28 protein-coding genes are annotated in these 26315 nt (G+C 74.2%); 15 read left to right on the forward strand and 13 right to left on the reverse strand.

The window, feature by feature from the left end; all coding sequences use genetic code 11:
* Positions 1–353 precede the first annotated feature (353 nt).
* Together CHC11_RS19045 and CHC11_RS19050 are read right to left on the reverse strand one after the other, a co-directional pair.
* On the reverse strand, positions 354–878 hold the full coding sequence (locus CHC11_RS19045) for a GNAT family N-acetyltransferase (protein WP_089313110.1): 525 nt from the start codon (positions 876–878) through the stop codon (positions 354–356).
* A 50-nt stretch (positions 879–928) separates the two neighbouring features.
* Positions 929–1366 (reverse strand): nuclear transport factor 2 family protein, encoded by a 438-nt coding sequence (locus tag CHC11_RS19050; protein ID WP_089313111.1) that lies wholly within the window; start codon positions 1364–1366, stop codon positions 929–931.
* Positions 1367–1592: 226 nt separating this feature from the next.
* Between CHC11_RS19050 and CHC11_RS19055 the strand changes: the two genes are divergently transcribed.
* The 3 genes from CHC11_RS19055 (at position 1593) to CHC11_RS19065 (ending at position 4316) form a co-directional block, all read left to right on the forward strand.
* Positions 1593–2516, forward strand: a complete 924-nt coding sequence (locus CHC11_RS19055) for a phytanoyl-CoA dioxygenase family protein (RefSeq protein ID WP_089313112.1) — start codon at positions 1593–1595, stop codon at positions 2514–2516.
* 190 nt (positions 2517–2706) lie between these two features.
* Complete coding sequence (locus CHC11_RS19060) at positions 2707–3228, forward strand: pyridoxamine 5'-phosphate oxidase family protein (protein ID WP_089313113.1); 522 nt, start codon at positions 2707–2709, stop codon at positions 3226–3228.
* Positions 3213–4316, forward strand: coding sequence for a serine hydrolase domain-containing protein (locus CHC11_RS19065; protein ID WP_245919435.1), 1104 nt, complete (start codon positions 3213–3215; stop codon positions 4314–4316). The genes CHC11_RS19060 and CHC11_RS19065 overlap by 16 nt, the downstream gene beginning before the upstream one ends.
* Here CHC11_RS19065 and CHC11_RS19070 read toward each other — a convergent pair.
* Complete coding sequence (locus tag CHC11_RS19070; protein ID WP_089313114.1) at positions 4306–5010, reverse strand: DUF72 domain-containing protein; 705 nt, start codon at positions 5008–5010, stop codon at positions 4306–4308. The two genes, CHC11_RS19065 and CHC11_RS19070, sit on opposite strands and share 11 nt — an antisense overlap.
* A 36-nt stretch (positions 5011–5046) precedes the next feature.
* The gene (locus tag CHC11_RS19075) at positions 5047–5505 is read right to left on the reverse strand and encodes a hypothetical protein (RefSeq protein WP_089313115.1); all 459 of its coding nucleotides are present in this window, start codon (positions 5503–5505) and stop codon (positions 5047–5049) included.
* Positions 5506–5586: 81 nt separating this feature from the next.
* On the opposite strand from CHC11_RS19075, the gene CHC11_RS19080 reads away from it, so the two are divergent.
* Positions 5587–6627, forward strand: coding sequence for a tyrosine-type recombinase/integrase (locus tag CHC11_RS19080; RefSeq protein ID WP_245919437.1), 1041 nt, complete (start codon positions 5587–5589; stop codon positions 6625–6627).
* A gap of 73 nt (positions 6628–6700) precedes the next feature.
* On the opposite strand, the gene CHC11_RS19085 is transcribed toward CHC11_RS19080, so the two are convergent.
* The 3 genes from CHC11_RS19085 to CHC11_RS19095 all read right to left on the reverse strand — a co-directional run bounded on the left by CHC11_RS19085 (position 6701) and on the right by CHC11_RS19095 (position 10379).
* A complete protein-coding gene (locus tag CHC11_RS19085) occupies positions 6701–9091 on the reverse strand; it encodes an ATP-binding cassette domain-containing protein (protein WP_089313117.1) in 2391 nt (796 codons plus the stop codon).
* A gap of 80 nt (positions 9092–9171) precedes the next feature.
* A complete protein-coding gene (locus CHC11_RS19090) occupies positions 9172–9648 on the reverse strand; it encodes a helix-turn-helix transcriptional regulator (protein ID WP_089313118.1) in 477 nt (158 codons plus the stop codon).
* Positions 9649–9740: 92 nt separating this feature from the next.
* The gene (locus CHC11_RS19095) at positions 9741–10379 is read right to left on the reverse strand and encodes an HAD family hydrolase (protein WP_089313119.1); all 639 of its coding nucleotides are present in this window, start codon (positions 10377–10379) and stop codon (positions 9741–9743) included.
* A gap of 234 nt (positions 10380–10613) precedes the next feature.
* On the opposite strand from CHC11_RS19095, the gene CHC11_RS19100 reads away from it, so the two are divergent.
* From CHC11_RS19100 to CHC11_RS19115, 4 genes are all read left to right on the forward strand, one after another.
* On the forward strand, positions 10614–11291 hold the full coding sequence (locus CHC11_RS19100; protein WP_245919439.1) for a DedA family protein: 678 nt from the start codon (positions 10614–10616) through the stop codon (positions 11289–11291).
* Between the two features lie 111 nt (positions 11292–11402).
* Positions 11403–12164: a phosphatase PAP2 family protein gene (locus CHC11_RS43465; protein ID WP_089313120.1), complete on the forward strand. Its 762-nt coding sequence runs from the start codon at positions 11403–11405 to the stop codon at positions 12162–12164.
* A gap of 209 nt (positions 12165–12373) precedes the next feature.
* Entirely contained in the window at positions 12374–13291 is a 918-nt protein-coding gene (locus CHC11_RS19110; RefSeq protein WP_089313436.1) for an ATP-binding cassette domain-containing protein, read from the forward strand.
* A 3-nt stretch (positions 13292–13294) separates the two neighbouring features.
* The gene (locus CHC11_RS19115) at positions 13295–14128 is read left to right on the forward strand and encodes a hypothetical protein (RefSeq protein ID WP_089313121.1); all 834 of its coding nucleotides are present in this window, start codon (positions 13295–13297) and stop codon (positions 14126–14128) included.
* A gap of 20 nt (positions 14129–14148) precedes the next feature.
* Here the strand turns inward: CHC11_RS19115 and CHC11_RS19120 are convergent, their stop codons facing one another.
* Both CHC11_RS19120 and CHC11_RS19125 read right to left on the reverse strand, forming a co-directional pair.
* Positions 14149–14817: a response regulator gene (locus tag CHC11_RS19120; RefSeq protein WP_089313122.1), complete on the reverse strand. Its 669-nt coding sequence runs from the start codon at positions 14815–14817 to the stop codon at positions 14149–14151.
* Positions 14814–16580 carry a sensor histidine kinase gene (locus CHC11_RS19125; protein ID WP_089313123.1) on the reverse strand — a complete coding sequence of 589 codons (1767 nt, stop codon included), beginning with the start codon at positions 16578–16580 and terminating at the stop codon, positions 14814–14816. Before CHC11_RS19125 ends, CHC11_RS19120 begins: the two co-directional genes overlap by 4 nt.
* 129 nt (positions 16581–16709) lie before the next feature.
* On the opposite strand from CHC11_RS19125, the gene CHC11_RS19130 reads away from it, so the two are divergent.
* From CHC11_RS19130 to CHC11_RS19155, 6 genes are all read left to right on the forward strand, one after another.
* Positions 16710–18176: a sensor histidine kinase gene (locus CHC11_RS19130; protein WP_245919440.1), complete on the forward strand. Its 1467-nt coding sequence runs from the start codon at positions 16710–16712 to the stop codon at positions 18174–18176.
* The gene (locus CHC11_RS19135) at positions 18173–18838 is read left to right on the forward strand and encodes a response regulator (protein WP_089313124.1); all 666 of its coding nucleotides are present in this window, start codon (positions 18173–18175) and stop codon (positions 18836–18838) included. The genes CHC11_RS19130 and CHC11_RS19135 overlap by 4 nt, the downstream gene beginning before the upstream one ends.
* A 76-nt stretch (positions 18839–18914) precedes the next feature.
* Positions 18915–19589 (forward strand): RNA polymerase sigma factor, encoded by a 675-nt coding sequence (locus CHC11_RS19140; protein ID WP_089313125.1) that lies wholly within the window; start codon positions 18915–18917, stop codon positions 19587–19589.
* Complete coding sequence (locus CHC11_RS19145) at positions 19586–20365, forward strand: methylated-DNA--[protein]-cysteine S-methyltransferase (protein ID WP_089313126.1); 780 nt, start codon at positions 19586–19588, stop codon at positions 20363–20365. Before CHC11_RS19140 ends, CHC11_RS19145 begins: the two co-directional genes overlap by 4 nt.
* The gene (locus tag CHC11_RS19150; RefSeq protein ID WP_245919442.1) at positions 20326–21597 is read left to right on the forward strand and encodes an NAD-dependent epimerase/dehydratase family protein; all 1272 of its coding nucleotides are present in this window, start codon (positions 20326–20328) and stop codon (positions 21595–21597) included. Before CHC11_RS19145 ends, CHC11_RS19150 begins: the two co-directional genes overlap by 40 nt.
* Before the next feature lie 97 nt (positions 21598–21694).
* Positions 21695–21943, forward strand: coding sequence for a hypothetical protein (locus tag CHC11_RS19155; protein ID WP_089313128.1), 249 nt, complete (start codon positions 21695–21697; stop codon positions 21941–21943).
* A 53-nt stretch (positions 21944–21996) separates the two neighbouring features.
* Here CHC11_RS19155 and CHC11_RS43900 read toward each other — a convergent pair whose 3' ends face one another.
* The 4 genes from CHC11_RS43900 to CHC11_RS19175 all read right to left on the reverse strand — a co-directional run bounded on the left by CHC11_RS43900 (position 21997) and on the right by CHC11_RS19175 (position 25537).
* On the reverse strand, positions 21997–22161 hold the full coding sequence (locus tag CHC11_RS43900; protein ID WP_221493748.1) for a CDGSH iron-sulfur domain-containing protein: 165 nt from the start codon (positions 22159–22161) through the stop codon (positions 21997–21999).
* Positions 22162–22249: 88 nt separating this feature from the next.
* Positions 22250–22951 (reverse strand): HemK2/MTQ2 family protein methyltransferase, encoded by a 702-nt coding sequence (locus CHC11_RS19165; protein WP_089313130.1) that lies wholly within the window; start codon positions 22949–22951, stop codon positions 22250–22252.
* Positions 22952–22968: 17 nt separating this feature from the next.
* Positions 22969–24225: an iron-containing redox enzyme family protein gene (locus CHC11_RS19170; protein WP_089313131.1), complete on the reverse strand. Its 1257-nt coding sequence runs from the start codon at positions 24223–24225 to the stop codon at positions 22969–22971.
* A gap of 13 nt (positions 24226–24238) precedes the next feature.
* A complete protein-coding gene (locus tag CHC11_RS19175; protein ID WP_089313132.1) occupies positions 24239–25537 on the reverse strand; it encodes a carboxylate-amine ligase in 1299 nt (432 codons plus the stop codon).
* Positions 25538–25718: 181 nt separating this feature from the next.
* Here CHC11_RS19175 and CHC11_RS19180 point away from each other — a divergent pair, with 181 nt between their 5' ends.
* Entirely contained in the window at positions 25719–26312 is a 594-nt protein-coding gene (locus CHC11_RS19180; protein WP_089313133.1) for a cysteine hydrolase family protein, read from the forward strand.
* Positions 26313–26315: the final 3 nt, after the last annotated feature.

Here is a 26315-nt window from a genome sequence, read left to right on the forward strand (position 1 = left end):
CGTTTCACGCACCCGCAGGGGAGCGGCCGAAGAGCGCCAGAAGGCGCGCCTGGTCGTCGGCGTCATCAGGCACGGCGACCTCCGGGCCAAGCATGCCCGCCTCGCGACCACCAGGCGCCATCCGCCGAGCAATCGCCAGGCAGCGCCTCGGGCGTCAACCCCGCCGTCACCCGCGCCCGCACCTGCCGCCAGGACGCCACCGGGTCCGCGCCGGCGACCTCGCGCCAGTCCGGATCGTCCTCAGGCAGCGGACGCCCGGCACCATCCCATCACCTTTACTTAACATAATGCTCATTATCGACCAACGATCAGATCCGGAGAAAGCGGGGCGATCGGCGCACTACGCGGCCTGTTCACGCGGTGCGCGCCGCACGCTCGGCGGCAGGGTCGATCCAGAAACGGTCCTCGCCCCGGGCGCGGCCGTCGTGGACGCCGCCGTTGGCGAGGATGACCCGCCGGGACGGCTCGTTGCCGGCGGCACACGTCAGCAGAACGCGTTCCAAGCCGAGCCGGCGACCTTCGGCCAGTCCCGCCGCGAGCATCCGCGTGGCATGGCCCCGCCGTCGCCACGGGAGCACGACGTGATACCCGATGTGCCCGCCGACCTCGGCGAGCTCCGGCGTCAGGCGATGCCGCACGATGAGAGTTCCGATGTAGTGCTCGCCCGAGACGTACCAGAACGTCGTGGACGGGACGCCCCAACGCTCCTGGACGCCGCGCCGGCGCGCCACGAACGCCTCGAAGTCGCGGCGGGCCTCGTCCAGCCAGTCCGTCGGGTCGCCGGTCGACAGGTGGTCGGCCCACTCCCCGGCCAGGAACGACTCGCGCACCGCCGTCGTGGGCGGTACCAGACGCGGCGGCTGGGCGAGATCATCCACCGGGCCAGTCTGACTCAGCGTCGCCGTCGACGGGACCGGATCGATTCCGGTCAGGGCGTGAAGGCTTGGGCCACGGCGAGGCTGTCCTCGTAGACGTGGTGCCGGACGACCAGGCCGTTCTCCACCGTGAGGTGCAGGGCGAACCGGGCGCGATAGGCGCGCCCGGTGGACCGGGCCGTCTGCCGGATCTCGCCCAGCACCACCGCGTCATCGCCGTCCACCAGGATGCGCTCCACCTGCGTGTCCACCTTCTCGGGCACGTGGTGCTCGGCGATCTGCCGGTAGTGCGCGGCGGCATCGGCGCGGCCGGACCGGTGCCGGATCCATGGCGTGGCGGCGCGGCCGTGCTCCGCCTCGGGCCAGTCCAGCTTCCAGTCGCTGTGCTCGGCGTACATGGCGGCGATCCGTTCGGGGTCGCCCTCGCCGATCCGGCGCAGCAACTCCTCCACAACGGCGCGTGTGCTCGTCGGCGTGGCAGCACCGGACATGATCGACCTCCATGGATGCGCGGTTGGCTCGGCGGGCAACCTTGCCAGCGCTTTCCGTGCCACGTCGATGACCTCCCACGTAATGATCACGATGGGGACGCTCGCCCTCCTCCGCGTGATGTACCGCCCTTCTTGTCCTTAAACCAGACAGAATCCAGCTTCTGTCGGGTATCGACCGTGTGAAAACGGTTTGCCTGAGTTCTCGTGCCTCGCTGATGCTGGGCCCATGGAGCTCAAGGACATGGCGCCGGTCTGGCAGACCGAGGGTTTCGTCATCCTTCCGGCGTTTCTCCCGGCTGACGAGCTGAGCGCTGCGGTGGACGAGCTGGACCTGCTGTTCCCATCGGCTGCGGGCTTCCATGACGGCACCGACCCCCGCGCGGGGCGGTTCATCGGCGATGAGTTCGCCGGAATCGACACCTTCCCCTTCGCCAGCACCGCGATCAACCTGCTGGCGGTCCATCAGCGGATCCTGGACCTGGCCGAGCTGCTCCTGAACGACGGCGACGTCCACCTCTATTCAGCGGAGGCCTGGGCGAAGTACACCGGCGCGTGCGACTACGACCAGGACCTGCATCGCGACTACCTCAACCACACCCTCCTGGTTCCGAGCACGGCACCGGCCTTCCGCCAGGTCGAGATGTTCGTCTTCCTCAACGACGTGCCCGAGGAACTCGGTCCGCCGCACATGGTCCCCCGCAAGCTCACCGACGGTCTGCCTGCCGTGCCCAACTGGTTCCTGCGACCGGAGAGAGAAGGCGCTGGGCGGTTCGTCGACGACAGCGGAAGCCCGGGGTTGTATGCGGCTGAAGTGTCTGGTGCCGGGCCGGCTGGGACGGTCATCGCCTTCGAGGCCGGGACCTTCCATCGGGGCACCCGGCTGACCGCGCCCCGCGGCGCCCGCTACAGCATGCACCTGGGGTTCCGGCTCTCGAACTTTCACTGGGGGCAACGGACGGGGTGGGCAGCGCGGAGCTTCGAGCAGAGCTGGACCGACTTCGTCCACCGTGCCACGCCACGACAGCTCCAAGCCTTCGGGTTCCCACCTCCCGGGCATCCTTACTGGACACCCGAGACGCTGGCGGGCATGGCGCGTCGTTATCCCGAGCTCGACCTTGCGCCGTGGTCCCCGGCGGACTCCGCTGCGTAGCGGAATCCGCCCAGGCGCGCTGCGGCCGGACCACGTCGCGGCCGCGCGGACCGATGAGTTCCCCGGCGCGTTCAGGTCATCACCTGGAAGCTGCGTAACACCTGACCGGAGGGCGTGCCGGGCCGGCTTGCCGCTGCTGCTTCACGGGCGTCGGGCGGCTGAGGACGCCCTGTTGACCAAAGGACGTGACATGTTCGACCGTGAACCGGACGCCGAGCTGGGGCCGTTCTCGTCTCCCGAGGCGCAGGCGACGCCGTGGGCGTCGGCGTCGGCGGTCCTCGGTGACGCGGAGGTGTTCTGGCTTTCCACGGTGCGGCCTGACGGGCGACCGCACGTGACGCCGCTGCTGGCGGCCTGGAGCCTGGGTGGCATGTGCTTCACCACGGGTGCCCAGGAGCGCAAGGCGCGGAATCTCGAGCACGACCCCCGGTGTGTGCTGACGACCGGCACGAATGCTCTGACCGGTGTGGACGTCGTCATCGAGGGTCTCGCATCCGTGGTGGTCGAGCGTTCGGAGCGTGAACAGGCCGTCGCGGACTTCGAGCGCAAGTACGGCGCGCATCTGACCAGCCCCGAGGGCACCTGGTACCGGTTGGGCGAGGCCGTCATCGCCGGCGACGTGGGGCTGTATCGAGTCGCGCCGACCGTCGGATTCGCTTTCGGCAAGCTGCCGGCGTTCAGCCAGACCCGCTACACGTGGCCGAGCCGGTGACGATGATGCCCTCACTGCAGCAGAAGGTCCAAGGCGTCCTTGACGAGCTCGTCGGTAGCGGAGCCGAGACCGGGTTGCAGGTGGCCGTCTACCACCGCGGAGCTCTTGTCGTCGACGCCGTCGCCGGCGTGGCCGATGCCCGGACCGGGCGCAGGACGACCTCGGATATTCCGTTCTTCAGCTTTTCCGCCGGCAAGGTCATGACGTCGCTGATCGCTCACCTGCTCGTCGGGACGGGTGCTGTCGGGTACGAAACGCCGGTGGTCGACCTGTGGCCGGAGTTCGGTACCCATGGCAAGGCGAGTGCGACTCTTCGGCACGTGCTGACCCACTCGGTCGGCGTCCCGGCCATGCCTTGCGGCATCGGCCCTGCCGACCTGGCCGACTGGTCGCGGGTCTGCGCCGCGATCGCCGGTGCCGAACCGCGATGGCGCCCCGGGACCGAGACGGGGTACCACTCGTTCACCTATGGATTCCTCGTCGGCGAGGTCGCGCGCCGCGCTACGGGCAAGACGATGCGGCGGCTCTTGCATGAGTGGGTCACCGGGCCCCTGGGCATCGACGGTGAGCTGTACTTCGGTGTGCCTTGTTCCGACCTGGCCCGGCTGGCACGGCTCGAAGACGCCGCCCCTCCCCCGGCCGCCCCAGCTGTGGATGATGCGCCTCTTGCGCCCTGGGAGCTACAGCCGACCGCGGCCATGGGCAACAGCGAGGATTTCCTGCAGGCGGACATCCCGTCGGTCGGCACCTTCACCGCGCGGGGAATCGCTGCCGTGAACGCCGCGGTCCTCGACGGTCGGCTCATCGATTCGCGTCTGCTGGAGGAGTTGACGGCGGTGGCCTTCGAGGGCATTGACCGGGTCTTCGGTAACCATGTGCGGCTGGGGTTGGGGTATCCGCTCGGCCGCATCGGTACTCGGCCGGACGAGACGCCTACTACGTTCGGCTGGGTCGGTGGTGGCGGCAGTTACGCCTATGCCGATGTCGCCACGGGCACCTCGTTCGCCATGACCAAGACCCGTCTCACCCCCGACTTCAGCACGGCACAACGACTTGCGGACCTGACCGCGGCCGGGGTCAACCGGTGAGGTCGGTGAAGCGCAGGGCGTTGCGGACGGCGGCGCCGCCGGGGTCGTTGTTGAAGTAGACGTAGGCGTCTTCTGCCCCACCGAGTTCGTCGGCCCAGCGTTGAAGGGTCTCGTCGTCGTAGTTCGGCCAGGGTTGGGCGGGCCCCTCGTGGAGGCGCAGGTAGAGCCAGTCGGCCGTGCGCCAGAGCGGTGTCTGCGCCTCGCCGAGTCGGTCGGCCCAGCACAGGGCCGCGCCGTGGTGTTCCAGGATGCGGCGGGTGTCGTCCGTCCACCAGGACGGGTGGCGGGGTTCGACGGCGATGCGGACTCCGTCCGGGAACCGGTGCAGGCACTCGGTGAGGCGGTCGGTGTCGGCCTGCAGGGTGGGCGGGAGTTGGAGCAGGACGGGGCCGAGCCTGTTCCCCAGGCCGCGGGCGGCGCTCATGAGTCGCGCGACCGGCTCTGCCGGGTCCTTGAGGCGTTTCATGTGGGTGAGGTAGCGGCTGGCCTTGACCGCCATGACGAAGCCGGGCGGGGTGTTGTCGCGCCACAGCTCGAACGTCTCGTGGGAGGGGAGGCGGTAGAAGGCGTTGTTGTTCTCGACGGTGGTGAAGGTGTCGGCGTAGTGCCGCAGCCAGCGGCGTTGGGCGAGGCCGGGCGGGTACAGGACGTCGCGCCAGTCGGCGTACTGCCATCCCGATGTGCCGATGAGCACGGGCCCCTCCCCTGTCCGGTGGACGCGTGCGGGTGGTCATACCCGTTTGCGGTGCGGTTCCAGGGCGCGGATGTATTCGACGAGGCGGACGCCGATCTCGAAGGGGATGTCGGGGCCGGTGAGGTCGGCGTCGGGCCAGGTTTCGGAGATGCGGCGCCAGGTGCCGCGGCCGAGGAAGGCGCCGGCGCGGGGGTCGTCGCCGAGGTCGGCGCGCCATGTGGGTTCGGTGGTGAGCAGGTGGGTGAGGGTGGCCTCGTTGTCGGGTTCGGCGGGGTGTTCGGTGTGGAAGCCGATCTCGATGGCGTGGTGGTGGGCGCCGGGGGCGAGTGCGGCGGGGATGATCTGGGCTTCGTAGTGCTCGCGCTGGGGTGCTGGGTCGCCGAACCAGGCTTTGACGCCGTTGTGGCGGACGTGGATGTGGGGTTGGCCGATGCGGGGTGGGGTGGATCCGCGGATGATCTCGCCGATCTGGTCGAACAGTGCCCGCTCCCCCATGTTGTCGATCTTACGGGGGTTCTGTCGGTGGCGGGGGGTAGCGTCCGGCGGGTGCGTCCTGCCGATGTCCAGCGTGTGTCCGTGGCCGAGTGTGTGGATCGCTATGCGGAGGTGGTGCGTGCGAAGGCGTCGACGGGTGCGCTGGCGCCCGCTTCGGCTGAGGTGTACGTGCGGGACGTGGTGACGTTCGGGGTGCTGGCGGGTGAGGACCGGGTGCTGGACGATCTGACGGGCGAGGACGTCGATGAGGTTCTGCTCAGGTTCGCGCGCAAGCCTGATGAGCGGCGGCGCCGGGGGGCGCGGCCTGTGGGGGTGGGGGGTGCGCCGTCGCAGAGTGCGGCGTCGCAGGCGCGGTTCCGGCGTTCGGTGTCGGCGTTCTTCCGGCATGCGGTGGTGGCGGGGTGGGTGCAGTTGAATCCGATGCAGGCGGTGACGGTGCGGCCGAAGCAGCGGGGTGGGTTGCGGGCGGAGCGGCGTGCGTTGACGGTGGAGCAGGCGGAGGGGTTGCTGGGGGCGGCGCGTGGTCTGGTGGATGCGCCGGATGCGGGGGCGGGGGTGGTGCGGCGGCGTCCGGATCAGCGGACGGAGTTGCGGGACGGATTGATCGTGTTGTTGCTGGCGGCGGTGGGGTCGCGGGTGTCGGAGTTGACGTCGGCGAATGTGGAGGATTTCTTCGTCAACGGGGGGACGCGGTATTGGCGGATCTTCGGTAAGGGCGGGCGGACGCGGGATGTGCCGCTCCCCCGTCCGGTGGCGGAGGTGTTGGACGCGTATCTGGCGGAGGGGCGGGGGCTGCTGGATCGGGGGCGGGAGCCGAAGGCGCTGTTGTTGTCGTGGCGGGGGCGGCGGTTGGCCCGGGGTGATGTGCAGGGGGTGATCGATCGGGTGTTGGAGCGGGTGGATGCGGGGCGGCGGCGGAGTGTGACGCCGCATGGGTTGCGGCATACGACGGCGACGCATCTGTTGGCGGCGGCGACGGACATGGACGCGGTGCGGCGGGTGCTTGGGCATGCGGATCTGTCGACGCTGGGCCGGTATCGCGATGAGCTTCCGGGTGAGTTGGAGGCGGCGATGCGGGTGCATCCGCTGCTGGGTCCGGTGGAGGGTCGGCGGGGCGGTTGATGCGGCCGGCGGGGGTGGTGCGTGAGACGGCCGCGCAGGGGTGGTGTTCCTGCGCGGCCGTGGTGTGTGGGGGTCAGGTCTGGATGTAGGCGGCGAGGTGTTCGCCGGTGAGGGTGGAGCGGGCGGCGGCGAGGTCGGCGGGCGTTCCTTCGAAGACGATGCGGCCTCCGTCGTGGCCGGCGCCGGGGCCGAGGTCGATGATCCAGTCGGCGTGGGCCATGACGGCCTGGTGGTGTTCGATGACGATGACGGACTTGCCGGAGTCGACGAGGCGGTCGAGGAGGCCGAGGAGGTGTTCGACGTCGGCGAGGTGGAGGCCGGCGGTGGGTTCGTCGAGGACGTAGACGCCGCCGTCCTCGGCCATGTGGGTGGCGAGTTTGAGGCGTTGGCGTTCGCCGCCGGACAGGGTGGTGAGGGGTTGGCCGAGGGTGAGGTAGCCGAGGCCGACGTCGGCGAGGCGGCGCAGGATGCGGTGGGCGGCGGGGGTGCGGGCGTCGCCGGTGGCGAAGAACTGTTCGGCCTGGTCGACGGGCATGGTGAGGACGTCGCTGATGTTCTTGCCGCCGAGGGTGTAGTCGAGGACGTCGGCTTGGAAGCGTCTGCCTTCGCATTCCTCGCAGGTGGTGGCGACGCCGGCCATCATGGCGAGGTCGGTGTAGATGACGCCTGCACCGTTGCAGTTGGGGCATGCGCCTTCGGAGTTGGCGCTGAACAGTCCGGGTTTGACGCCGTTGGCTTTGGCGAAGGCCTTGCGGATGGGGTCGAGGAGTCCGGTGTAGGTGGCGGGGTTGCTGCGTCGTGATCCGCGGATGGGGCTTTGGTCGATGGAGACGACGCCGGCGCCTCTGGGGATGGAGCTGTGGATGAGGGAGCTTTTGCCGGAGCCGGCGACGCCGGTGACGGCGACGAGGACTCCGAGGGGGATGTCGACGTCGACGTCGTGGAGGTTGTGGGTGTTGGCGCCGCGGATCTGCAGGGTGCCGGTGGGGGTCCGGAGGTGGGTCTTGAGGGGGGTGCGGTCGTCGTAGTGGCGGCCGGTGATGGTGCCGCTGGTGCGCAGGCCGTCGACGGTGCCTTCGAAGCAGATGGTGCCGCCCGCGGTGCCGGCGGCGGGGCCGAGGTCGACGATGTGGTCGGCGATGGCGATGGTCTCGGGTTCGTGTTCGACGACCAGGACGGTGTTGCCCTTGTCGCGCAGGCGCAGGAGGAGGTCGTTCATGCGCTGGACGTCGTGGGGGTGCAGGCCCATGGTGGGTTCGTCGAAGACGTAGGTGACGTCGGTGAGGGAGGAGCCGAGGTGGCGGATCATCTTGGTGCGTTGTGCCTCGCCGCCGGACAGGGTGCCGGTGGGGCGGTCGAGGGAGAGGTAGCCGAGGCCGATCTCGACGAAGGAGTCGAGGGTGTCGCCGAGTGCTTTGAGGAGTGGGGCGACGGAGGGTTGGTCGAGGGCGCGGACCCAGGTGGCCAGGTCGCTGATCTGCATGGCGCAGGCGTCGGCGATGCTGATGCCGTTGATCTTCGATGAGCGGGCGGTGTCGCTGAGGCGGGTGCCGCCGCAGTCGGGGCAGGGGGCGGAGGTGACGGCGCGGTCGACGAAGGCGCGGATGTGGGGTTGCATCGCGGCGCGGTCTTTGGTGAGGACGGATTTCTGGATTTTGGGGATGAGGCCTTCGTAGGTGACGTTGACGCCTTCGACCTTGACCTTGGTGGGTTCCTTGTGGAGGAGGTCGTGGAGTTCGGTGGGGGTGTAGTCGCGGATGGGCTTGTCGGGGTCGAAGTAGCCGCAGCCGCGGAAGATGCGGCCGTACCAGCCGTCCATGCTGTGGCCGGGGACGGTGAGGGCGCCTTGGTTGAGGGAGAGGGTGTCGTCGTAGAGGGCGGTCAGGTCGAAGTCGTTGGTGGAGCCGGTGCCTTCGCAGTGGGGGCACATGCCGCCGGTGACGCTGAAGCTGCGGCGTTCTTTGACGGTCTTGCCGGCGCGTTCGAAGGCGACGGCGCCGGAGCCGCTGATGGAGGCGACGTTGAAGGAGAAGGCCTGGGGTGAGCCGATGCGGGGTTCGCCGAGGCGGCTGAACAGGATGCGGAGCATGGCGTTGGCGTCGGTGGCGGTGCCGACGGTGGAGCGGGTGTCGCCGCCCATGCGCTGCTGGTCGACGATGATGGCGGTGGTGAGGCCTTCGAGGACGTCGACGTCGGGGCGGGCGAGGGTGGGCATGAAGCCCTGGATGAAGGCGCTGTAGGTCTCGTTGATCATGCGTTGGGATTCGGCGGCGATGGTGCCGAAGACCAGGGAACTCTTGCCGGAGCCGGAGACGCCGGTGAACACGGTGAGGCGGCGTTTGGGGAGCGTGACGTCGACGTCCTTGAGGTTGTTCACGCGTGCGCCGTGCACGCGGATCAGGTCGTGGCTGTCGGCGGCGTGGGGCGCGGGCGGGTGTGCGTCCGTGCTCGTGGCCATGCTCATCGTGTCGTGTCTCCCTGTATGGGGCGTGGCGGTGGCACCTGTCTACCCGATCGGTGGTGCGGGCGTGGTGCTGGTGGGTGTCAGGTTAGGGGCGGGGTCCGGGTGGGGGCTTCTCGATTCCTGATCGGTCTGGTGACCTGTTTTTCCAGGCAGGACGGTACGCCGGCGGCGGTGCCGGAGGAGGTGGGGCCGGCTGTGGCGTCGGCTGCTTGGCGGCGGTAGGTGCTGGGGGGCATGCCGACGAGTTCGGTGAATCGGGTGCTGAAGGTGCCCAGGGAGGAGCAGCCGACGGCGAAGCACACGTCGGTGACGCTGAGGTCGCCGCGGCGTAGCAGGGCCATCGCTCGTTCGATGCGGCGTGTCATCAGGTAGGAGTAGGGCGATTCCCCGTAGGCCTGGCGGAACTGGCGGCTGAGGTGGCCGGCCGAGATGTTCGCGCCGCGTGCCAGTGCCTCGACGTCCAGGGGCTGGGCGTACTCGCGGTCGATGCGGTCGCGGACGCGGCGCAGGAGTGCGAGGTCGCGCAGGTGGTGCGGGTCGGCGGGTGTGCTGGTCACGTGGGCGATCGTGCCATGTGGGGCGGGGTGGGGGGTGTGCCGGGGGCGGTGTGGTGGCCTTGCTCTCCCAGGTCAGCGGCGTTGTGGGGTGGTCAGGCGGGGTGGAGGGTGCGGGCGAGGGTGTAGGCGGTGTGGAGGTCGGTGCCGCGGTAGTCGAGGGCGGCGATGCCGGCGAGGTGGTGGTCGGCGTTGACGGCGACGGTGTTGGTGAGGTGGCGGAAGAGGGGGGCGTCGGACATGGAGTCGCCGTAGGCGGTGCATTGGTCGGTGGTGAGGCGGTGGCGGGCGAGGAGGTCGTCGGCGATGCGGACCTTGTCGGCGGGGGTGAGGATGCCGGTGGGGTCGAGGGTGCCGGTGAAGGGCATCGGGGGGAAGCGGGAGGCGATGACGTCGTCGAAGCCGTGGTCGAGGAGGTGGTGGGCGAAGAAGTCGGGCGACATGGTGATGACGGCGGAGTGTTCGCCGCGGGCGCGGATGTCGGCGCAGACGTCGGTGATGCGGGTGAGCCAGGTGGCGGCGCGGTAGGCGGTGGCGACGAGGGCGGGGGTGAGGTGGCGCCACAGGCGGTGGATCTCGGTGGAGAAGCCGCGGGTGTCGAGGGTGCCGGCGGCGAAGCGGGCTTCGAGGTCGTGGAGTTCGGGGAGGGTGCCGAGGTGGCGGGCGATTTCGAGGTTGGCGGTGGTGCCGGTCAGCAGGGTGCCGTCCATGTCGAAGATGTGCAGGTGTCCCACAGGGTGTGGATTGTGGTGGAGGCGGGGCGGGGACGCGAATCGTTTTCCCGGGCGCGGTCGTTTCGCGGGCGCGGTCGGGTGGGAGGTCGGGTGGTGTGGGGTCGTTCTTCGGGGGTGAGGGCGGGGCCGTTCTTGGCTCTTGTGGGGGCGGGCTGCTCCCCTGCCGAAAGTCGGGGGTGAAGGGGGTCTTACGCGGGATCCGCCGGGTGGTGGCGTTTCCTTAGCGTCGTGCCCATGGACGGACTCATGGGCGTGGTGGATACGGCGGTGACGTCGCCGTGGTTCTATCTGGTGCTGTTCGCGGTGGCGGCGGTCGACGGGTTCTTCCCGGTGGTGCCGAGCGAGAGCATGGTGATCACTGCGGGGGTGTACGCGGCGTCGGGGCAGCCGGAGCTGGTGCCGGTGGTGGTGCTGGCGGCGGCGGGCGCGTTCCTGGGTGACCATGTGTCGTACCTGGTGGGGCGCCGGGCGGGTGGGCGGCTGGTGCGGGGGGCGCGGCCGGGGACGCGGCGGCATGCGGTGCTCGGGTGGGCGCGGGGGGCGATGGCCGAGCGGGGCGGGATGATCCTGGTGGTGGCGCGGTATGTGCCGGGCGGGCGGACGGCGGTGACGTTGACGATGGGTGCGGTCAAGTACCGGTTGCGGTCGTTCTCGCTGTTCGCGGCGGTGGCGGCGGTGTCGTGGGCCCTGTACGGGGCGTTGCTGGGGTATGTGGGCGGGAGGGCGTTCGAGGACGATCCGCTGAAGGGGGTGGTGGTCGGGCTCGGGTTGGCCTTGGGGGTGACGGGGGTGGTGGAGGTCGTGCGGTTCGTGCGGCGGCGCGGGGCGGTGGACGCCGGGCCGGAGCGTTCGGAGCGGGGGCCGGGCGAGCGGAGCCCGGTGGTACGAGTGGGGCCAATGCCCGGCGAGTGATCCCCTTGAGGTGAAAGGGTTGTCCTCCTATGGCCGGAAGGTGAACATCAGCGGGTGTTTCGGTGTCTGACAGTTGACGGGCACGGGGCCGCTGCGAGCGTGAGGGAGAGCATGGGAGCGCCGGATTTCAGCGCCGATCTGTACCGGGAGATCACCGAGTTCGCGCAGGGCACGCCCTCGTGGGTGCATGAGGCGGCGGACGTGGGCACCGACGCGGGGCTGCTGCTGTTCGCGGTGCTGTTCGTGGTGGGCTGGTGGCGGGCCCGGGGCCTGGAGGCGCGGGCGATGGGGCTGGCGCTGGCGGCGCCGTTCGCGGTGGTGTCGGCGTATCTGGTGAGCGAGGTGTCCAAGAGCTTCATCCAGGAGGAGCGGCCGTGCCGGGCGGTGGCGGGTGCGGTGCACATCGCGGCGTGCCCGGCGCAGGGCGACTGGTCGTTCCCGAGCAACCACGCGACGATCGCGGCGGCGTCGGCGGCGGCGATCGTGGTGGCGTGGCGGGCGCTGGCGCCGCTGGTGCTGCCGCTGGCGGCGCTGATGGCGTTCTCGCGGGTGTTCGTGGGCGTGCACTACCCGCATGATGTGGCGGCGGGGTTCCTGGTGGGCGTGGTGGTGGCGCCGGCGGCGGCGCTGGTGCTGGTGCTGGCGGTGCGGCCGCTGGTGGAGGCGCTGCGGGGCGTGACGGCGGGTGCGGTGCTGCTGGGGGCGGGCCCGCCGGCGCCGGGGGGCCCGGGTCTGGGGGTGCCGCTGGGGACGCCGCGGCCGCGGGCCGCGGCGGCGCCGATGGCGGGTGCGGCCGCGCCGGTGGATGACGCGTCGGTGACGATGCCGGACGTGATGGGCGGCGTGATGCCGCGCCGGGGTCCCCTCCGCTAGCCGGTCGTCGGCCGGGGCAGGGTTTTCACGGGCCGTTTCGGGTGGTGCTTCGGCGCCGCCCGGGGCGGCCCGTTCGCGTGCGCCGACGCGGCGTCCGGCGGGTGCCGGGTTCTTGACGAAAGTCGGGGGTGGAGGGTGGCGTCGGCTCGGTGTGCGGGTCCTCCCCCGCTGTCTAGCGTCGCTTCAGACGGCTGGACGGGAGGACTTTGTTGATCACGTTGCGGGGCTTGACGAAGCGGTTCGGGGACAGGACGGCGGTGGACGGGCTGTCGCTGGAGGTGGCGGCGGGGAGGGTGACGGGGTTCCTGGGCCCCAACGGCGCAGGGAAGTCCACCACGATGCGGATGGTGGTGGGCCTGGACCGTCCGAGCGCGGGCGAGGCGCTGGTCGGGGGCCGCCGGTACGGGGAGATGCGGTGGCCGTTGCGGGAGGTGGGGGCGCTGCTGGACGCGGGCGCGGTGCATCCGGGGCGGTCGGCGCGGGCGCATCTGCTGGCGATGGCGCGCAGCAACGGCATCGCGCGGGGCCGGGTGGAGGAGGTCCTGGCGATGGTGGGGCTGGAGGCGGCCGGGGGGCGGCGGGCGGGGACTTTCTCGCTGGGGATGCGGCAGCGGCTGGGGATCGCGGGCGCGCTGCTGGGCGATCCGGGGGTGCTGATGTTCGACGAGCCGGTCAACGGGCTGGATCCGGACGGGGTCCTGTGGGTGCGGCGGCTGATGCGGTCGCTGGCGGCGCAGGGCCGGACGGTGCTGGTGTCGTCGCACCTGATGAGCGAGATGCAGCTGACGGCGGACCGCCTGGTGGTGATCGGCAGGGGCAGGCTGCTGGCGGACGCGCCGGCGGCCGAGGTGATCGCGGCGGGGTCGGGGAACGCGGTGCGGGTCCGCAGCCCCCGCGCGGGGGTGCTGGCGGAGCGGCTGGCGGACGCGGGCGGGCAGGTGCGGCACTCCGGCGAGGAGGAGTTGCGGGTGGCGGGGCTGGCCGTGGAACGCGTCGGGCTGATCGCGTTCGAGGCGGGGGTGCCGGTGCTGGAGTTGGGCGCGGTGTACGCGTCCTTGGAGGAGGCGTACATGGAGTTGACGGGCGCGAGCGTGGAGTACGGCGCCACGACGGGGACGGGGGTCTGAGCGATGGCGGTCACGGGATTGCGGACGGGCGCGGGACGCGGCGCCCCGGCGGCTCGCGGCGCCGGGGGCACGGGCGGCGGGTGGCGTGGGGCGGTCGCCGCGGAGTGGACGAAGCTGTGGTCGCTGCGGTCCACCTGGTGGGGGCTGGCGTCGGCGGTGGCGCTGATGGCGGTGATGGCGTTCACGCTGGCGACCTCGACGGTGTCCAACAACACCAACGCGCTGCCCGGCGACGACGCGGGGGTGGTGCCGGTGAGCGGCGTGGCGGTCGGCGCCCTGGACATGGTCCAGTTCGTGGTGCTGGCCCTGGCGATCCTGGTGGTCACCGGGGAGTACGCGACGGGCAGCATCCGGGCGACGCTGCAGTGGGTGCCGCCGCGGGGGCGGATGCTGGGGGCCAAGGCGGTGGTGGTCGCAGCGGTGGCGTTCCCGCTGGGTGTCGCGCTGAACGTGGCCGGGACCGTGGTCGCCGGTCCGGCTCTCGGGCGGTGGGGGCGGCTGCGGGCCGGGGAGTTCGCGGCCGACGCGCTGCAGTCCGGGGCGTACCTGGCGCTGGTGAGCGTGCTGGTGCTGGGGGTCGGGGCGATGCTGCGGAGCACGGCGGCGTCGCTGACGACGGCGTTCCTGTCCCTGATGGTGGTGCCGATGCTGCTGGGCGGCGGGGACGAGTCGGGGGTGGCGCGGCGGGTGTCGGACTCGATGCCCAGCAGCGCCGGCCGGTACTTCATGACCGGGGACGGCCCCTATCCGCAGGCGGTGGGGCTGGCGATCCTGGTGGCGTGGACGGCGGCGGTTCTGTGCGGCGGCGTGGTGGTGCTGCGCCGCCGCGACGCCTGAGGCGCCGGAGTTCGGCGGGGTCAGCCGGGGTCCTCGATGCCGTCGACGATGCCGGCCTGGTAGGCCAGGACCGCGGCCTGGACGCGGTTGCGGACGTCCAGGCGGGTCAGGATCGCGCTGACGTAGGCCTTCACGGTGCCCTCGACGACGTGCAGGCGCCCGGCGATCTCGGCGTTGGGCAGGCCGGCGCCGAGCAGCGCCAGGACCTCCTGCTCGCGGGGGGTGAGGGCGGCGATGCGGCGGCGGGCGCGGGCGCGGCCGTCCAGGCGTCCGCCGCCGATCTGGGTGATGACGCGGTGGGCGACCTTCGGGGACAGGTAGGCGGCGCCGCCGGCGACGGCGCGGACCCCGGCGATCAGCTCGCGGGGGTCGCCGGACTTGAGCAGGAAGCCGCTGGCGCCGCAGGCCAGCGCGCGGGCGATGTACTCGTCCTCGCCGAAGGTGGTGAGCATGACGACGCCGGTGGCGGGGGCGAGGCGGCGCAGTTCGGCGGCGGCGGCCAGGCCGTCCAGGCGCGGCATGCGGATGTCCAGGAGGGCGACCGCGGGGCGGTGCCGCAGCGTCAGGTCGACGGCCTCGTGCCCGTCGCCGGCCTCGGCGACGACCTCGATGCCGGGGTCGGCGGTCAGGATGGCGCGCACGCCCGCGCGGATCATCGCCTCGTCGTCGGCGAGCAGGGCCCGGATCACTGGTCCTCCTGGTCGTGGGTGCGCTGGGCGCTCAGCTGTTGGGTGTCGTAGGCGTTCTTGGCGATGAGGCGGCCTGCGGCGAAGCACAGCCGGTAGATGCGGCCGACGCCGAGCACGTTGGCGTCGGGCCGGTAGTAGCGGCAGTCGGCGCCGGCGGGTTCGGGGACGGCGGCGCGGACGGTGCCGGTGTCGGGGGTCTGCATGGGCGGCAGGGCCCGCTCGACGCGGTGCTGGGGGTCGCCGACGGCCAGTGCCCCGTAGTCGGCGGGGTGCAGGACGGAGTTGAGGGTGACGAAGACGTAATAGCCGGCCATGATCGCGCCGAGGGCCGCCATGAGGGCGGTGGGGGCGGCGATCGCGGTGATGAGGCCGCGGCGGACCTGGCGGCGCTCGCGGGCCAGGTGCCGCGCCGATTCGGAGGGCCACTCCCCCGCGGCGGGGGTGAGGCCGAGGGCGGTGCGCAGCGCGTCCCGCGCGGTCGGCCGGGCCTGGGCCCGGTCGGCGGCCGAGTCGGCGGCCGGGTCGCGGGCGGGTGGGCCGGCGGGCAGGTCGGCGGAGACGCGGAAGCCGCCGTCGGGGGTGGGCCCGGCGTGCAGGGTCCCGCCCAGCACGCGGACGCGGTCGGTGAGGCCGGTCAGGCCGCGGCCGCCGGAGGGCAGCAGCGGCGGGCCGTCCGGCGGCGGGTCGTTGGCGACGGTGACGGTGGTCCCGCCGGCGGTCGGGGCGATGGCGACGGTGACGGCGGCGCCCGGGGCGTGCTTGGCGGCGTTGGTGATGGCCTCCTGCACGACGCGGTGCGCGGTGAGCGCGGCCATCGGCGCGAGCCCGGCGTGGGCCTGGCGGTCGCCGGTGAGGCGGACGGGGACGCCGGAGGCGCGGGCGCGGTCGACCAGGTCGGGGATGCTCTCGCGGGCGGGCCGCGCCGGCGGCGGCGCCGGGGCCCGTCCCCCGGCCGGGCCGGCGGGGTCCACGGCGTCGTCGTCGTTCAGGAGGCCGATGATCTCGCGGAGGTGGTCGGTGGCGTCGGCGGCGCCGGTGCGCAGCTCGGCGGCCGCGGCGCGGTGCCGGTCCTGCAGTCCCGGCGCGACCTCCAGCGCGCCGGCGCGCACGGCGATCAAGGCCAGCTCGTGGCCCAGGGAGTCGTGCATGTCCTGGGCGATGCGGGCGCGCTCGCGGAGCCGTTCGCGTTCGGCGACGATGCGCTGCTGGTGCTCCAGGCGTTCGGCGCGTTCCCAGCCGGCGCGCAGCAGCTCCTGGTACTGCCGCCAGTAGCGGCCCACCAGCCAGGGCAGGACGCCGAGCAGGACGAGCCAGACGGTGGAGGGGAACCAGGCGGTGACCTCCGTGCCGCGGACCGCCGACAGCAGCGCCCCGCCGACGAACACCCCGGTGAAGCCCCACAGCAGCGGCTGCGCGCGGGTGCTGCGCAGGCCCGCCAGGTAGGACAGGACGGGCATGGCGAACACGAAGTTGCCGTGGACGAGGGTCAGCGCGATCACGGTGAGCAGCGCCGGGGCGGGCCAGGCGCGCCCCGCCGCGATCGCGGCGCCCAGGGCGCCGAGCCCGGCCGCCTGCAGCCACCACGAGGTCCGCGCGGGCTGCGGCGGGGAGAGCATGCCCGCCACGATCGGGAAGGCCAGGACCCCGTACAGCAGGACGTCCTTGACCAGCGCGGTGCGGGACGGCCGGCGCGGCAGAGCCCGCGGCCGGGACGGGAGGGGCGGGGCGGGGGGCGGGAGACCGGGGGCCGCGGAGTCGTTCACGGGCTCCACGCTACTGGCCGGTGAACTGGGCCGTTACTGACGAAAGTCAGGGGCGCGGGCGGGCGCGCCCGCACCGGGATGATCTCCGATGGGGCGCGGGGCCGGGCGGGGCTGAACTACGGTTGGCGCGTGACAGCGACCCCGCCCCGCCCCCGGCGCCGGCCCGGCGCGCCCGGTCGGGACGAGCCCGGCCAGGGCCCGGCCGGGGCCGCGCGCCGGGCCGGGGCGGTGGCCGGTATCGCGGGCAGGGTCGCGGGCAGGGCGCCGCGCGGGCGGGCGGCCGACGCCCTGCTGGCGGCGGCGGTGCTGGTGGCGACGGTCACGATGAGCGAGGCGGCGGTCAAACCCGGGGACCGCCACCTGTGGCCGGGCGGCCTGGCGCTGATCGTCGTGGCGGCGGTGGCGCTGGCGTGGCGGCGCCGCCACCCGGTGGCGGTGCTGGTGGTCGCCGTGGTGGTGCCGCCGCTGTACTACCCGCTGGGGTACCCCGACGGGCCCGTCGCGATCGTGCTGTGGCTGGCGCTGTTCAACGCGGCCGTGGAGTGCCGGCTGGCGGTGTCGCTGGGCGCGGTCATCGTCGTCAACGCCGGATTCCTGGCGGCGGCGTCGGCGCGCGGCAAGGGCGAGGACCCCGATGCGGTCACCGACGCCCGCAGCGTGGCGTCGCTGTCGCTGGGGCTGCTGATCACGGTGGCGATCGGGCAGTACGTGCGCGGCCGCCGCGCCCTCGCCGAGGCCGCCGAGCGGCGCGCCGCCGCGGCCGAACGCGACCGCGAGGCCGAGGCGCGGCGCCGCGCGGTCGCCGAGCGGCTGCGCATCGCCCGCGAGCTGCACGACGTGCTCGCCCACCAGATCTCGCTGATCAACGTGCAGGCGGGGGCGGCGCTGCACCGCCGCGACGACCCCGGCCGCGCCTACGCGGCACTGGAGGCGATCAAGGCGGCGAGCAAGGAGACCCTGCGGGAGCTGCGCGGGATCCTGGGCGTGCTGCGGCAGGTCGACGCCGAGGAGCCCGACGGGCCCGGGGCGGCGGAGGGGCCGGTGGCGCCGCCCCCGTCGCTGGCGCGGGTCGGTGAGCTGCTGGACCAGACCGCCGCGGCCGGGCCGGTGGTCCGCCGCGCCGGTGACCTGCCCGAGCCCGGCTCGCCGGGGACGGCGGCGCTGAGCGACCTGCCGGCCCCGGTCGGGCTGGCCGGGTACCGGATCGTGCAGGAGGCGCTGACCAACGCCGTCCGGCACTCGGGGGCCGCCGCGGTCACGGTCGAGGTGCGGGTGTTCCCCGGCGAGGTGATCGTGCGGGTGGACGACGACGGCGCCGGCCCCGCCACGCACCCGCCCCACCCCGCGTCCCCCGAGGACGCCGGGCGCACCGCAGACACCGGGCACGCCGTCGGCGCGGAGGGCGGCAGCGGGCTGCGGGGCATGCGCGAGCGGGCGGCGTCGGTCGGCGGGGAGCTGACCGCCGGGCCTGGCCCGGCGGGCGGGTTCCGGGTGTGGGCGCGGCTGCCGCTGGACTCCGCCGAACCACGCTTTCTGGGCGAGAAGGGCGAGAGAGGCGAGATGGGCGGACTGGGCGAGAGGGAGGAGAAGGCGTGATCCGGGTGATGCTGGCCGACGACCAGACACTGGTCCGGGCGGGGTTCCGGTCGATCCTGGAGGGCGAGGACGACATCGAGATCGTCGCCGAGGCCGGGGACGGGGAGCAGGCCGTCGTGCGGGCCCGCGAGCTGCGGCCCGAGGTGGTGCTGATGGACATCCGCATGCCCGTCCTGGACGGGCTGGAGGCCACCCGGCGGATCATCGCCGACCCCCGGCTGGCCGACGTCCGTGTGGTGATCTTGACGACGTTCGACCTGGACGACTACGTCTACGGCGCGATCAAGGCCGGGGCCAGCGGGTTCCTGGTCAAGGACACCGAGCCGACCGAGCTGATCCACGGGGTGCGGGTGGTGGCGCGCGGCGACGCGCTGCTGGCGCCCACGGTGACGCGGCGGCTCATCGCCGAGTTCGCCTCCCGGATCACCGCGCCGCCGCCCGCCGCCGAGCTCAACGCGCTGACCGACCGGGAACGCGAGGTGCTGCGGCTGGTCGCGGCGGGCCTGTCCAACGAGGAGATCGCCGGGCGCCTGGTGCTGTCGCCCGCCACCGCCAAGACCCACGTCAGCCGTATCCTGGCCAAACTCGGCGCCCGCGACCGGGCGCAGCTGGTGGTGCTGGCCTACGAGACGGGAATGATCCGCCCCGGCTGGCTCGGCTGATCGACCGCACGGCCCGTCCCGCCACGGCCGACCACGGGGGCGCAACCGGGCCGGTCACGGCGGTGTTTGAACGGATGTGACGGTTACGGACGAAGCTCTCACCCACGCCCCCGCGGGCGACGGCAGGGGCGGCACGGGCGGCGACACCGCCGGGGCGCGGGTCGCCGCCGCCCTCGCCCGCGACCTCGACGAGGGCTTCGCCGCCCTGTACGAGGCCTACCGGGGCGCGGTGTTCTCCACCGCGCTGCGGCTGTGCGGGCGGTGGGCCGAGGCCGAGGACCTGTCCGCGGAGGCGTTCCTGCGCGCCTACCGCGCGCTGACCGGCTACGAGGCGGGGCGCATCGCCGAGCTGCGGCCGCGGGCCTGGCTGCTGACGATCCTGACCAACGTGTGGCGCAACAGCCTGCGCTCGGCCGCCCGGCGCCCGCCGCCGGGCCCCATCGAGGACGCCCCCGACCCGCCCGACCCGGGCGAGGGAGTCGAGGACGCCGCCGCCCGCCACGAGACCGGCCGCGAACTGGCCGGCCTGCTGGCCCGGCTCCCCCACCAGCAGCGGGCCGCGGTCGTGCTGCGGCACGTCACCGACCTGCCCGTCGCCGAGATCGCCGCCGTCCTGGACCTGCCCGAAGGCACCGTCAAGTCCCACATCTCCCGCGGCCTGGCCCGCCTGCGCGCCCTGCGCACCGCACCCGGCACCCCCGGGCCCGACCGCTCCGCACCCGACCCCGAGCAGAAAGGGGGCAACCGATGAACCGCACCGGCCCCGTCGGCGGCACACCCGACCCGCTGGCCGGAGAACTGGCGGACCTGGCCGCCGACGCGCCCCCGGCCCTGCTGGACCGCATCGCCGCCCGCCGCGTCCACGTCCCCGGCCCCCTGGAGGGCCTGCAGGTCGCCTTCACCGACCACGGCGTCGCCTACCTGCGCGCCGGGATGGACGACCGGGAGTTCGCCGCGGCGTTCCGCGCCCGCTTCGCGCGGCCGCTGCTGCCCGCCGACCGCCCCCCGGCCGGGCTGCTGCCCGCCCTGCGCACCGGCCGGCTCGGCCCGCTGCGCCTGGACCTGCGCGGCCTCAGCGACTTCGAGGCCGCCGTGCTGCGCGCCGCCGCGCAGATCCCGCGCGGGCAGACCCGCCCCTACGCGTGGGTGGCCCGGCACGCCGGACGGCCCAGGGCCGTCCGCGCCGTCGGGTCGGCGCTGGGCCGCAACCCCGTCCCGCTGCTGATCCCCTGCCACCGCGTGACCCGCTCGGACGGCTCCCTGGGCGACTACGTGTTCGGCGCCGGCGCCAAGGAACGGCTGCTGCGCGCCGAGGACGTCGACGTCGAGGAGGTGACCGACCTGGCGCGGCGCGGAGTGCGGCTGGTGGGCTCCGACACCACCGGGATCGTGTGCTACCCGACCTGCGCGGACGCGCGCCGGATCACCCCCGGGCACCGGCACGGGTTCCGGGACCTGGCCGCCGCGCGGGCCGCCGGGTACCGGCCGTGCCTGCACTGCCGCCCCGGCGACACCCTGCCCGCCTGACCCCGTCCCGCCTGCCCCTCACCCCGCTGCCCGGCGGGGCGGGGCGCGGGCGGCGGGCGGCGCGGCGGCGGGCATACATCGGCGCGGGACGGGAATGGGCCGTCCACCTGCGGGGACGATCCCGCGGGCGAACCGCCGACGAGGGGGAGATCGCCATGCGCGTCGTCATCACCGGCGCCACGGGCAACATCGGGACCAGCACCGTCCGCGCGCTCGCCGAGGACCCGGCCGTCACCGAGATCACCGGCCTGGCCCGCCGCGAGCCCGGCCCCGGGGCCGCCCGCGAGGCCGACCCCGGCGGGACCGGCAAGCTGCGCTGGGCCGAGGCCGACGTCACCGACACCGACCTGGTCCCGCTGATGCGCGGCGCCGACGTCGTCATCCACCTGGCGTGGCTGTTCCAGCCCACCCACCGGCCCGCGGTGACCTGGGACTCCAACGCCGTCGGCAGCGCCCGGGTGTTCGACGCCGCGGCCCGCGCGGGCGTGCCCGCGCTGGTGTACTCCTCCTCCGTCGGGGCCTACTCCCCCGGCCCCAAGGACCGCGCGGTCGACGAGTCCTGGCCCACCCACGGGTGGCCCGAGGCCGCCTACAGCCGCGAGAAGGCCTACGTCGAACGGCTCCTGGACGCCTTCGAGTCCGCCAATCCCACCTGCCGCGTGGTGCGGCTGCGGCCCGGGTTCGTCTTCGAACGGCAGAGCGCCAGCGAGCAGCGCCGCCTGTTCGCCGGGCCGCTGCTGCCCGGACGCCTCGCCCGCGCCGACCTCATCCCGGTCGTGCCGGACCTGCCCGGCCTGCGGCTGCAGGTCCTGCACTCCGCCGACGCCGGGCAGGCGTTCCGGCTCGCCGCCACCGGCCAGGCCCGCGGCGCGTTCAACCTCGCCGCCGAACCCGCCCTGGACGCCGCCGAACTCGCCGACCTGCTCGGCGCCCGGACCGTGCGGCTGCCCGCGCGGGGCGTGCGGGCCGCGCTCGCCGCCGCCTGGAGCCTGCACCTGGTGCCCGCCTCCCCCGCCCTGCTCGACCTGGCCCTGCAGGTTCCGCTCATGGACACCGCCCGGGCCCGCCGCGAGCTCGGCTGGACGCCCCGGCACACCGGCCGCGAAGCGATCACCGAGTTCCTGGAGGGGCTGCGCACCGGCGCCGGCCGCGGCACCCCGCCGCTGTCCCCCGACGCCGGCGGGCGGCTGCGCGGCCACGAGTTCGCCACCGGCGTCGGCCGCAGACCCTGACCGCTCCCGAAACGCCCGCACGCACCAGGACCGGCGGCACGGTCCGGCACGACGGCCGGGCACCGATCCGCCGACCAACCGACCCGGAGGTCACCCGATGCCGACGATCACAGCCGAGCACCTGCACACCCTGCTGGCCTCCGACCGCGGCGCCGCGCTCGTCGTCGTCGAGGGCCGCGCCGCCGTCGTCCCGGCCGACCCGAGCCGCGGCGAGGACCCCGAGGACGCCATGGTGATCACCACGCGGGACGCCGTCATCGCCGAACTCGACACCGGCGCCAACGAGGAGCAGATCGAGGCCCTCGCCCAGCGGCTGGACACCGCCCTGGACAGCCTCGGCGGCTGACCTGCCGCAGAACGGCGCGCGGCGGGGCCGTCCCGGGGTCGGTCGCGGCAGGGTCAGTCGCGGCGTCGCCGGCGGTGGCTGGTGTCGCAGAACGGGTACGCGCGGCTGCGGCGGCACGCGCACAGCGCGACCAGCCACCGGTCCGACACCGCCGTCGACCCGTCCTCCATCACCACCTCCACCGGGCCCTCCACCAGCACCGGCCCGCCCGGCACCATCCGGACCCGCCGCCGCTCCCGGCCGCCCGGCCCGCCCCCGTCCGCGCCGGCCGGCCGGTCCACGGGCCCGGACGGGCCGGACTCGGTTTCAGGCCGCCCACCGGTCGCGCTCATCGCTCGCCTCCTCCCCGATCCGGTCGGCGCGCACCACCACCAGGTCCTCGTGCCGCTGCCCGTCCACCAGCAGGCCACGCGCCCGCAGCCCGTCCGCGCGGCGCCGCATCACCGGCCCGAACGGCTCGCGGTGCCGCGCCACCACCGACGCCCGCATCCCCGCGCGGCGCAGCCCCACCAGCGTGGCCGCCACCCCGTTCAGCGCCGAATGCACCACCAGCAGCGTCCCCGACGGCGACAGGTGCCGGGGGGCCTGCGCGCAGATCCGGTCCAGCAGCACCCGGCCGTCCGGGCCCGCCTCCCACGCCCGCGCCCGGCCCCGCACCGACGCCGGGTCGACCTCCCCGACCACGTACGGGGGATTGGCGACGATCACGTCGAACTCCTGCCCGGCGACGGGCGCGAACATGTCCCCGCGCAGCACCCGCACCGGCAGCCCCCGCATCCGCGCGTTCACCCGCGCAGCCAGCACCGCCTGCGCCGAGGCGTCCACCGCGACGACCTCGCAGCCGGCCCGCGCCGCGGCCAGCGCCACCGCGCCCGTCCCGGTGCCGAGCTCCAGGACCCGCGCCCCCGGCGGCGCCTCCGCCCGCGCCAGCGACGTCAGCAGCGCCCGCGTCAGCAGCGAGGTGTCGGTCTGCGGCCGGTACACGCCCGGCGGCCTGAACAGCAGCATCGCCCGCCCCTCCCCCTTCATCCGGCCACCGGTGCGGCCGCCGGAGCGTCGCCCATCGCGTCGGTCGCCGGGCCGGTCGCCGCGTCGCTCATCGCCTCGGCGGGCGGGCGCAGCAGCGCCGAGCGGCCCGCCCGCCAGCACCCCAGCAGGTGGTCGGCCAGCCGGTCCTCCAGCAGGCCCGTCGCGCGCACGCCCAGCACCACGTCCCCGGCCAGGCCCGGCTCGGCCTCCAGCAGCCCGCCGATCACCTCGTGGCGCAGTACCTGCTCGTGGACGGCGTCGGCCTCGATGTGCTCGGTGTGGAACAGCAGGGCGCGCGGGCCGGCGCCCAGCCTCTCCAGCGCCCCCGCCATCCGCCGCGCCGACGGCGCCGTGGTGATCTCCGCCGCCGCGAAGTGCCCCACCAGCGCGGCCCGCAGCGACCGGTGCAACCCGAACAGCGACATCATGTTCACCGTCGCCAGCATCACCGCAGGCGCCGCGTCCACGTACGCGCCGTAGGACGGGTCCAGCCCCAGGTCGTCCAGCAGATCGGCGTACAGGCCCTGGTGCGTCATCTCCGCACGGCCGCCGCCGAACTCGTCGTTCTCCACCGCCACCAGCGCCGCCTTGGCCCGTCCCCGCAGCCGCGGGATCACCCACGCGTGCGGGTCGGCCTCCTTCAGGTGGTACACCGACCTCAGCGCCGCGTACTCGCGCATCTGCCCCCAGGTGCCCTCGTCGCGCAGATGGTGGGAGACGCCGCGCGCGTCCACCGGCTCGACCAGCAGCTCTTCGAGCGCGCCCTGCACGTCCCGGGCCGCCTCCGGGCCGCCCGCCCGCCACACGTCGCGGCGCAGCGCCGCCAGGAACACCGCCTCCATCGCCCCGCGCAGCCGCAGCAGCCCCGGATCCCACTCCCAGTCCGGGTCCACGCCCGCGAACCCCTGGTAGTGCAGCTCGTAGCAGGTGTGCAGCGCCAGCTGCAGATCCTCCCCGTAGGGGTCGCAGGACCGCGCCTCGGCGACCAGACCGGCGATTCCGGGGATCCCCGGCGGGTCATCGTGGAGGGGGCCCGGGCGCGGGCCCGAGGTCAGGACGGCCGAAACGGCCCGCGACAGCGGCCCGCGCGGTGCCGGCAGCACCGGGGCCCGGTCCGCGCGCGCCCGCACGGGACCGAGCGCCGACCCGTATCCGTGGCCGGACGCGGGGCCCGGCGCGGGGTCTGCCCGGCGTCCGGTCCCCGGGCCCGGCTCGGGACCGCGAGAGGGCGGTCGGTCCTGGTGAACGGTCATGTCTCCTCCGTCGTCAAGTGGCGTCCGGCTCCGGTACCCGCTCACCCGCGTCCCATACGCCCGTTTTTTCCCCTGGGGTCCCGCCGGGCGGCTCCCCCGGCCTCCCGGCGGGGCCGCCCAGCGGCCCGCGCGCCCTGCCCGGCCCGGCGTCGGTCCCGTCGTCGGGTCCCGTGCCCGCGGCCAGGCCGCCGGACTCGGTCTGCCGGATCAGCATGTCCACCACCGCGCGCGGGCCGCCCCGCCGTGCCGCGCTGCGCTGCCGGTCCGCGCCCGTCCCCGCGCGGCGCACGCCCTCCACCAGCGCGAACACGGCGTCCAGGTCACCGGTCTCCTCCAGGGCCGGTGCGGCGCGGGCGACCATGCCGTCCACCAGCCGCCACGCCGGGACGGCCCGCCGCGACACCGGGTCCACCATCGCGCCGTCCAGGCCGTGCCGGGCCGCGTTCCACAGCGCCGCCGCGCACACCTGCCCGTCCGCCCGCGGCGCCTCCCGGCCCGCCGCCAGCTCCGCCAGCGCGGCGCCGACCAGGCCCCGCACCAGCGCGGCCTGCAGCACCGCCTCGTCCGCGGTCGCCGCCGCGTCCCCGGCCCGCACCTCCACCGTCGGCCACCGCGGCGACGGCCGCGCCAGCCAGAACGTCATCGCCCCGTCCACCAGCGCGCCCGACTCCACCAGCGCCGCGACCCGCGCGTCGTAGTCGGCCGCCGACGCCGACCACGGCGGCACGCCCGCCCCCGGGAACCGCGCCATCTCCATCATCCGGCGCGCCGCGTAGCGGGTGGGGCGCCCGCGGTCGAACGGCGAGTTGGCCGCCAGCGCCACCAGCACCGGCAGCCACGGCCGCAGGTGGTTCACCACCGCCACCGCCGACTCCCGGTCCGGGACGCCGACGTGCACGTGGCAGCCGCACGCCTGGTAGTCCTCGACCACGTCGCCGTAGGCGGACACGATCGCGGCGAACCGCTCGCCCCGCGCCGCCGGCGGCGGGCTCCCGCCCAGTACCGGCGTCCCCGACGCCACCAGCAGCGCGCCGCCCTCCCGCGCCGCCTCCGCCAGCCGCGCCCGCCCGTACCGCAGCTGGGCGCGCAGGCCCGCCAGGTCGTGGCACACCCCGGTCACCGCCTCCACCTGCGACCCCAGCAACTCGGTGTGGAACGATCCACCCGACGTCCGCCACCGGTGCGGCCCGGCCCTTTCCAGGACGTCCTCGGCGTGCGCGACGCACTCCCCCGACGCCGCGTCCACCAGCAGGAACTCCTCCTCCACCCCGAGACTGACGCCCGGCGCGTGCCCCCCAACGCCTCCGCCCATGCCGAGTCCCCCTCGCTCGTACAGACCCCCTCACCTCGGGGGATTCCCGTCCAGAACGTCCCCTCCCTCCCCCGCCCGAGATCCTTTACGCCGCCCCCGCCCGCGGGCGTGACCGGATCGTTCCGCGTGCCGCCGCGATGATGTCTGTCGGCCGCGGCCGCGCCCGGCGAGGATCGACCCCATGAACCGAGCGCTTCTCGTCATCGACGTCCAAGAGTCCTTCCGCCGCCGCCCCGTCTGGGAGGCGGTCTCGGCGCCCGACATCGCCGCCCGCGCCGCGCGCCTGGCCGCCGCCGCCCGCGCCGCCGGCGACCTGGTCGTGTGGATCCTGCACGCCGAACCGGGCTCCGGGGGCGTCTTCGACCCCGCCCTCGGCCACGTGCGCCTCATGGACGGCCTGACCCCCGCGGCCGGCGAGCCCGTCATGACCAAGACCTCCCGCAACGCCTTCACCACCACCGGCCTGCAGCAGCTGCTCACCGAACGCGGTGTGGGCGAGGTCGCCGTCTGCGGCATCCAGACCGAGCAGTGCTGCGAGACCACCGCCCGCCTGGCCGCCGACCTCGGCTACCGCGTCACCTTCGTCACCGACGCCACCGCCACCTTCCCCATCGAGCACCGCGACGCCCCGCCCGGCCGCGCCCTGGCCGAGATCCTCGCCGACCCCGCCACCCTGCCCACCGACCAGATCATCGCCCGCACCGAGTACGCCCTGGCCGGACGGTTCGCCGAAATCGCCTCACTCGACGACCTCGCGCCCGTCCCGGTAGGCTGACCG

This window comes from Actinomadura mexicana (genome assembly GCF_900188105.1).
Lineage (GTDB): Bacteria > Actinomycetota > Actinomycetes > Streptosporangiales > Streptosporangiaceae > Spirillospora > Spirillospora mexicana.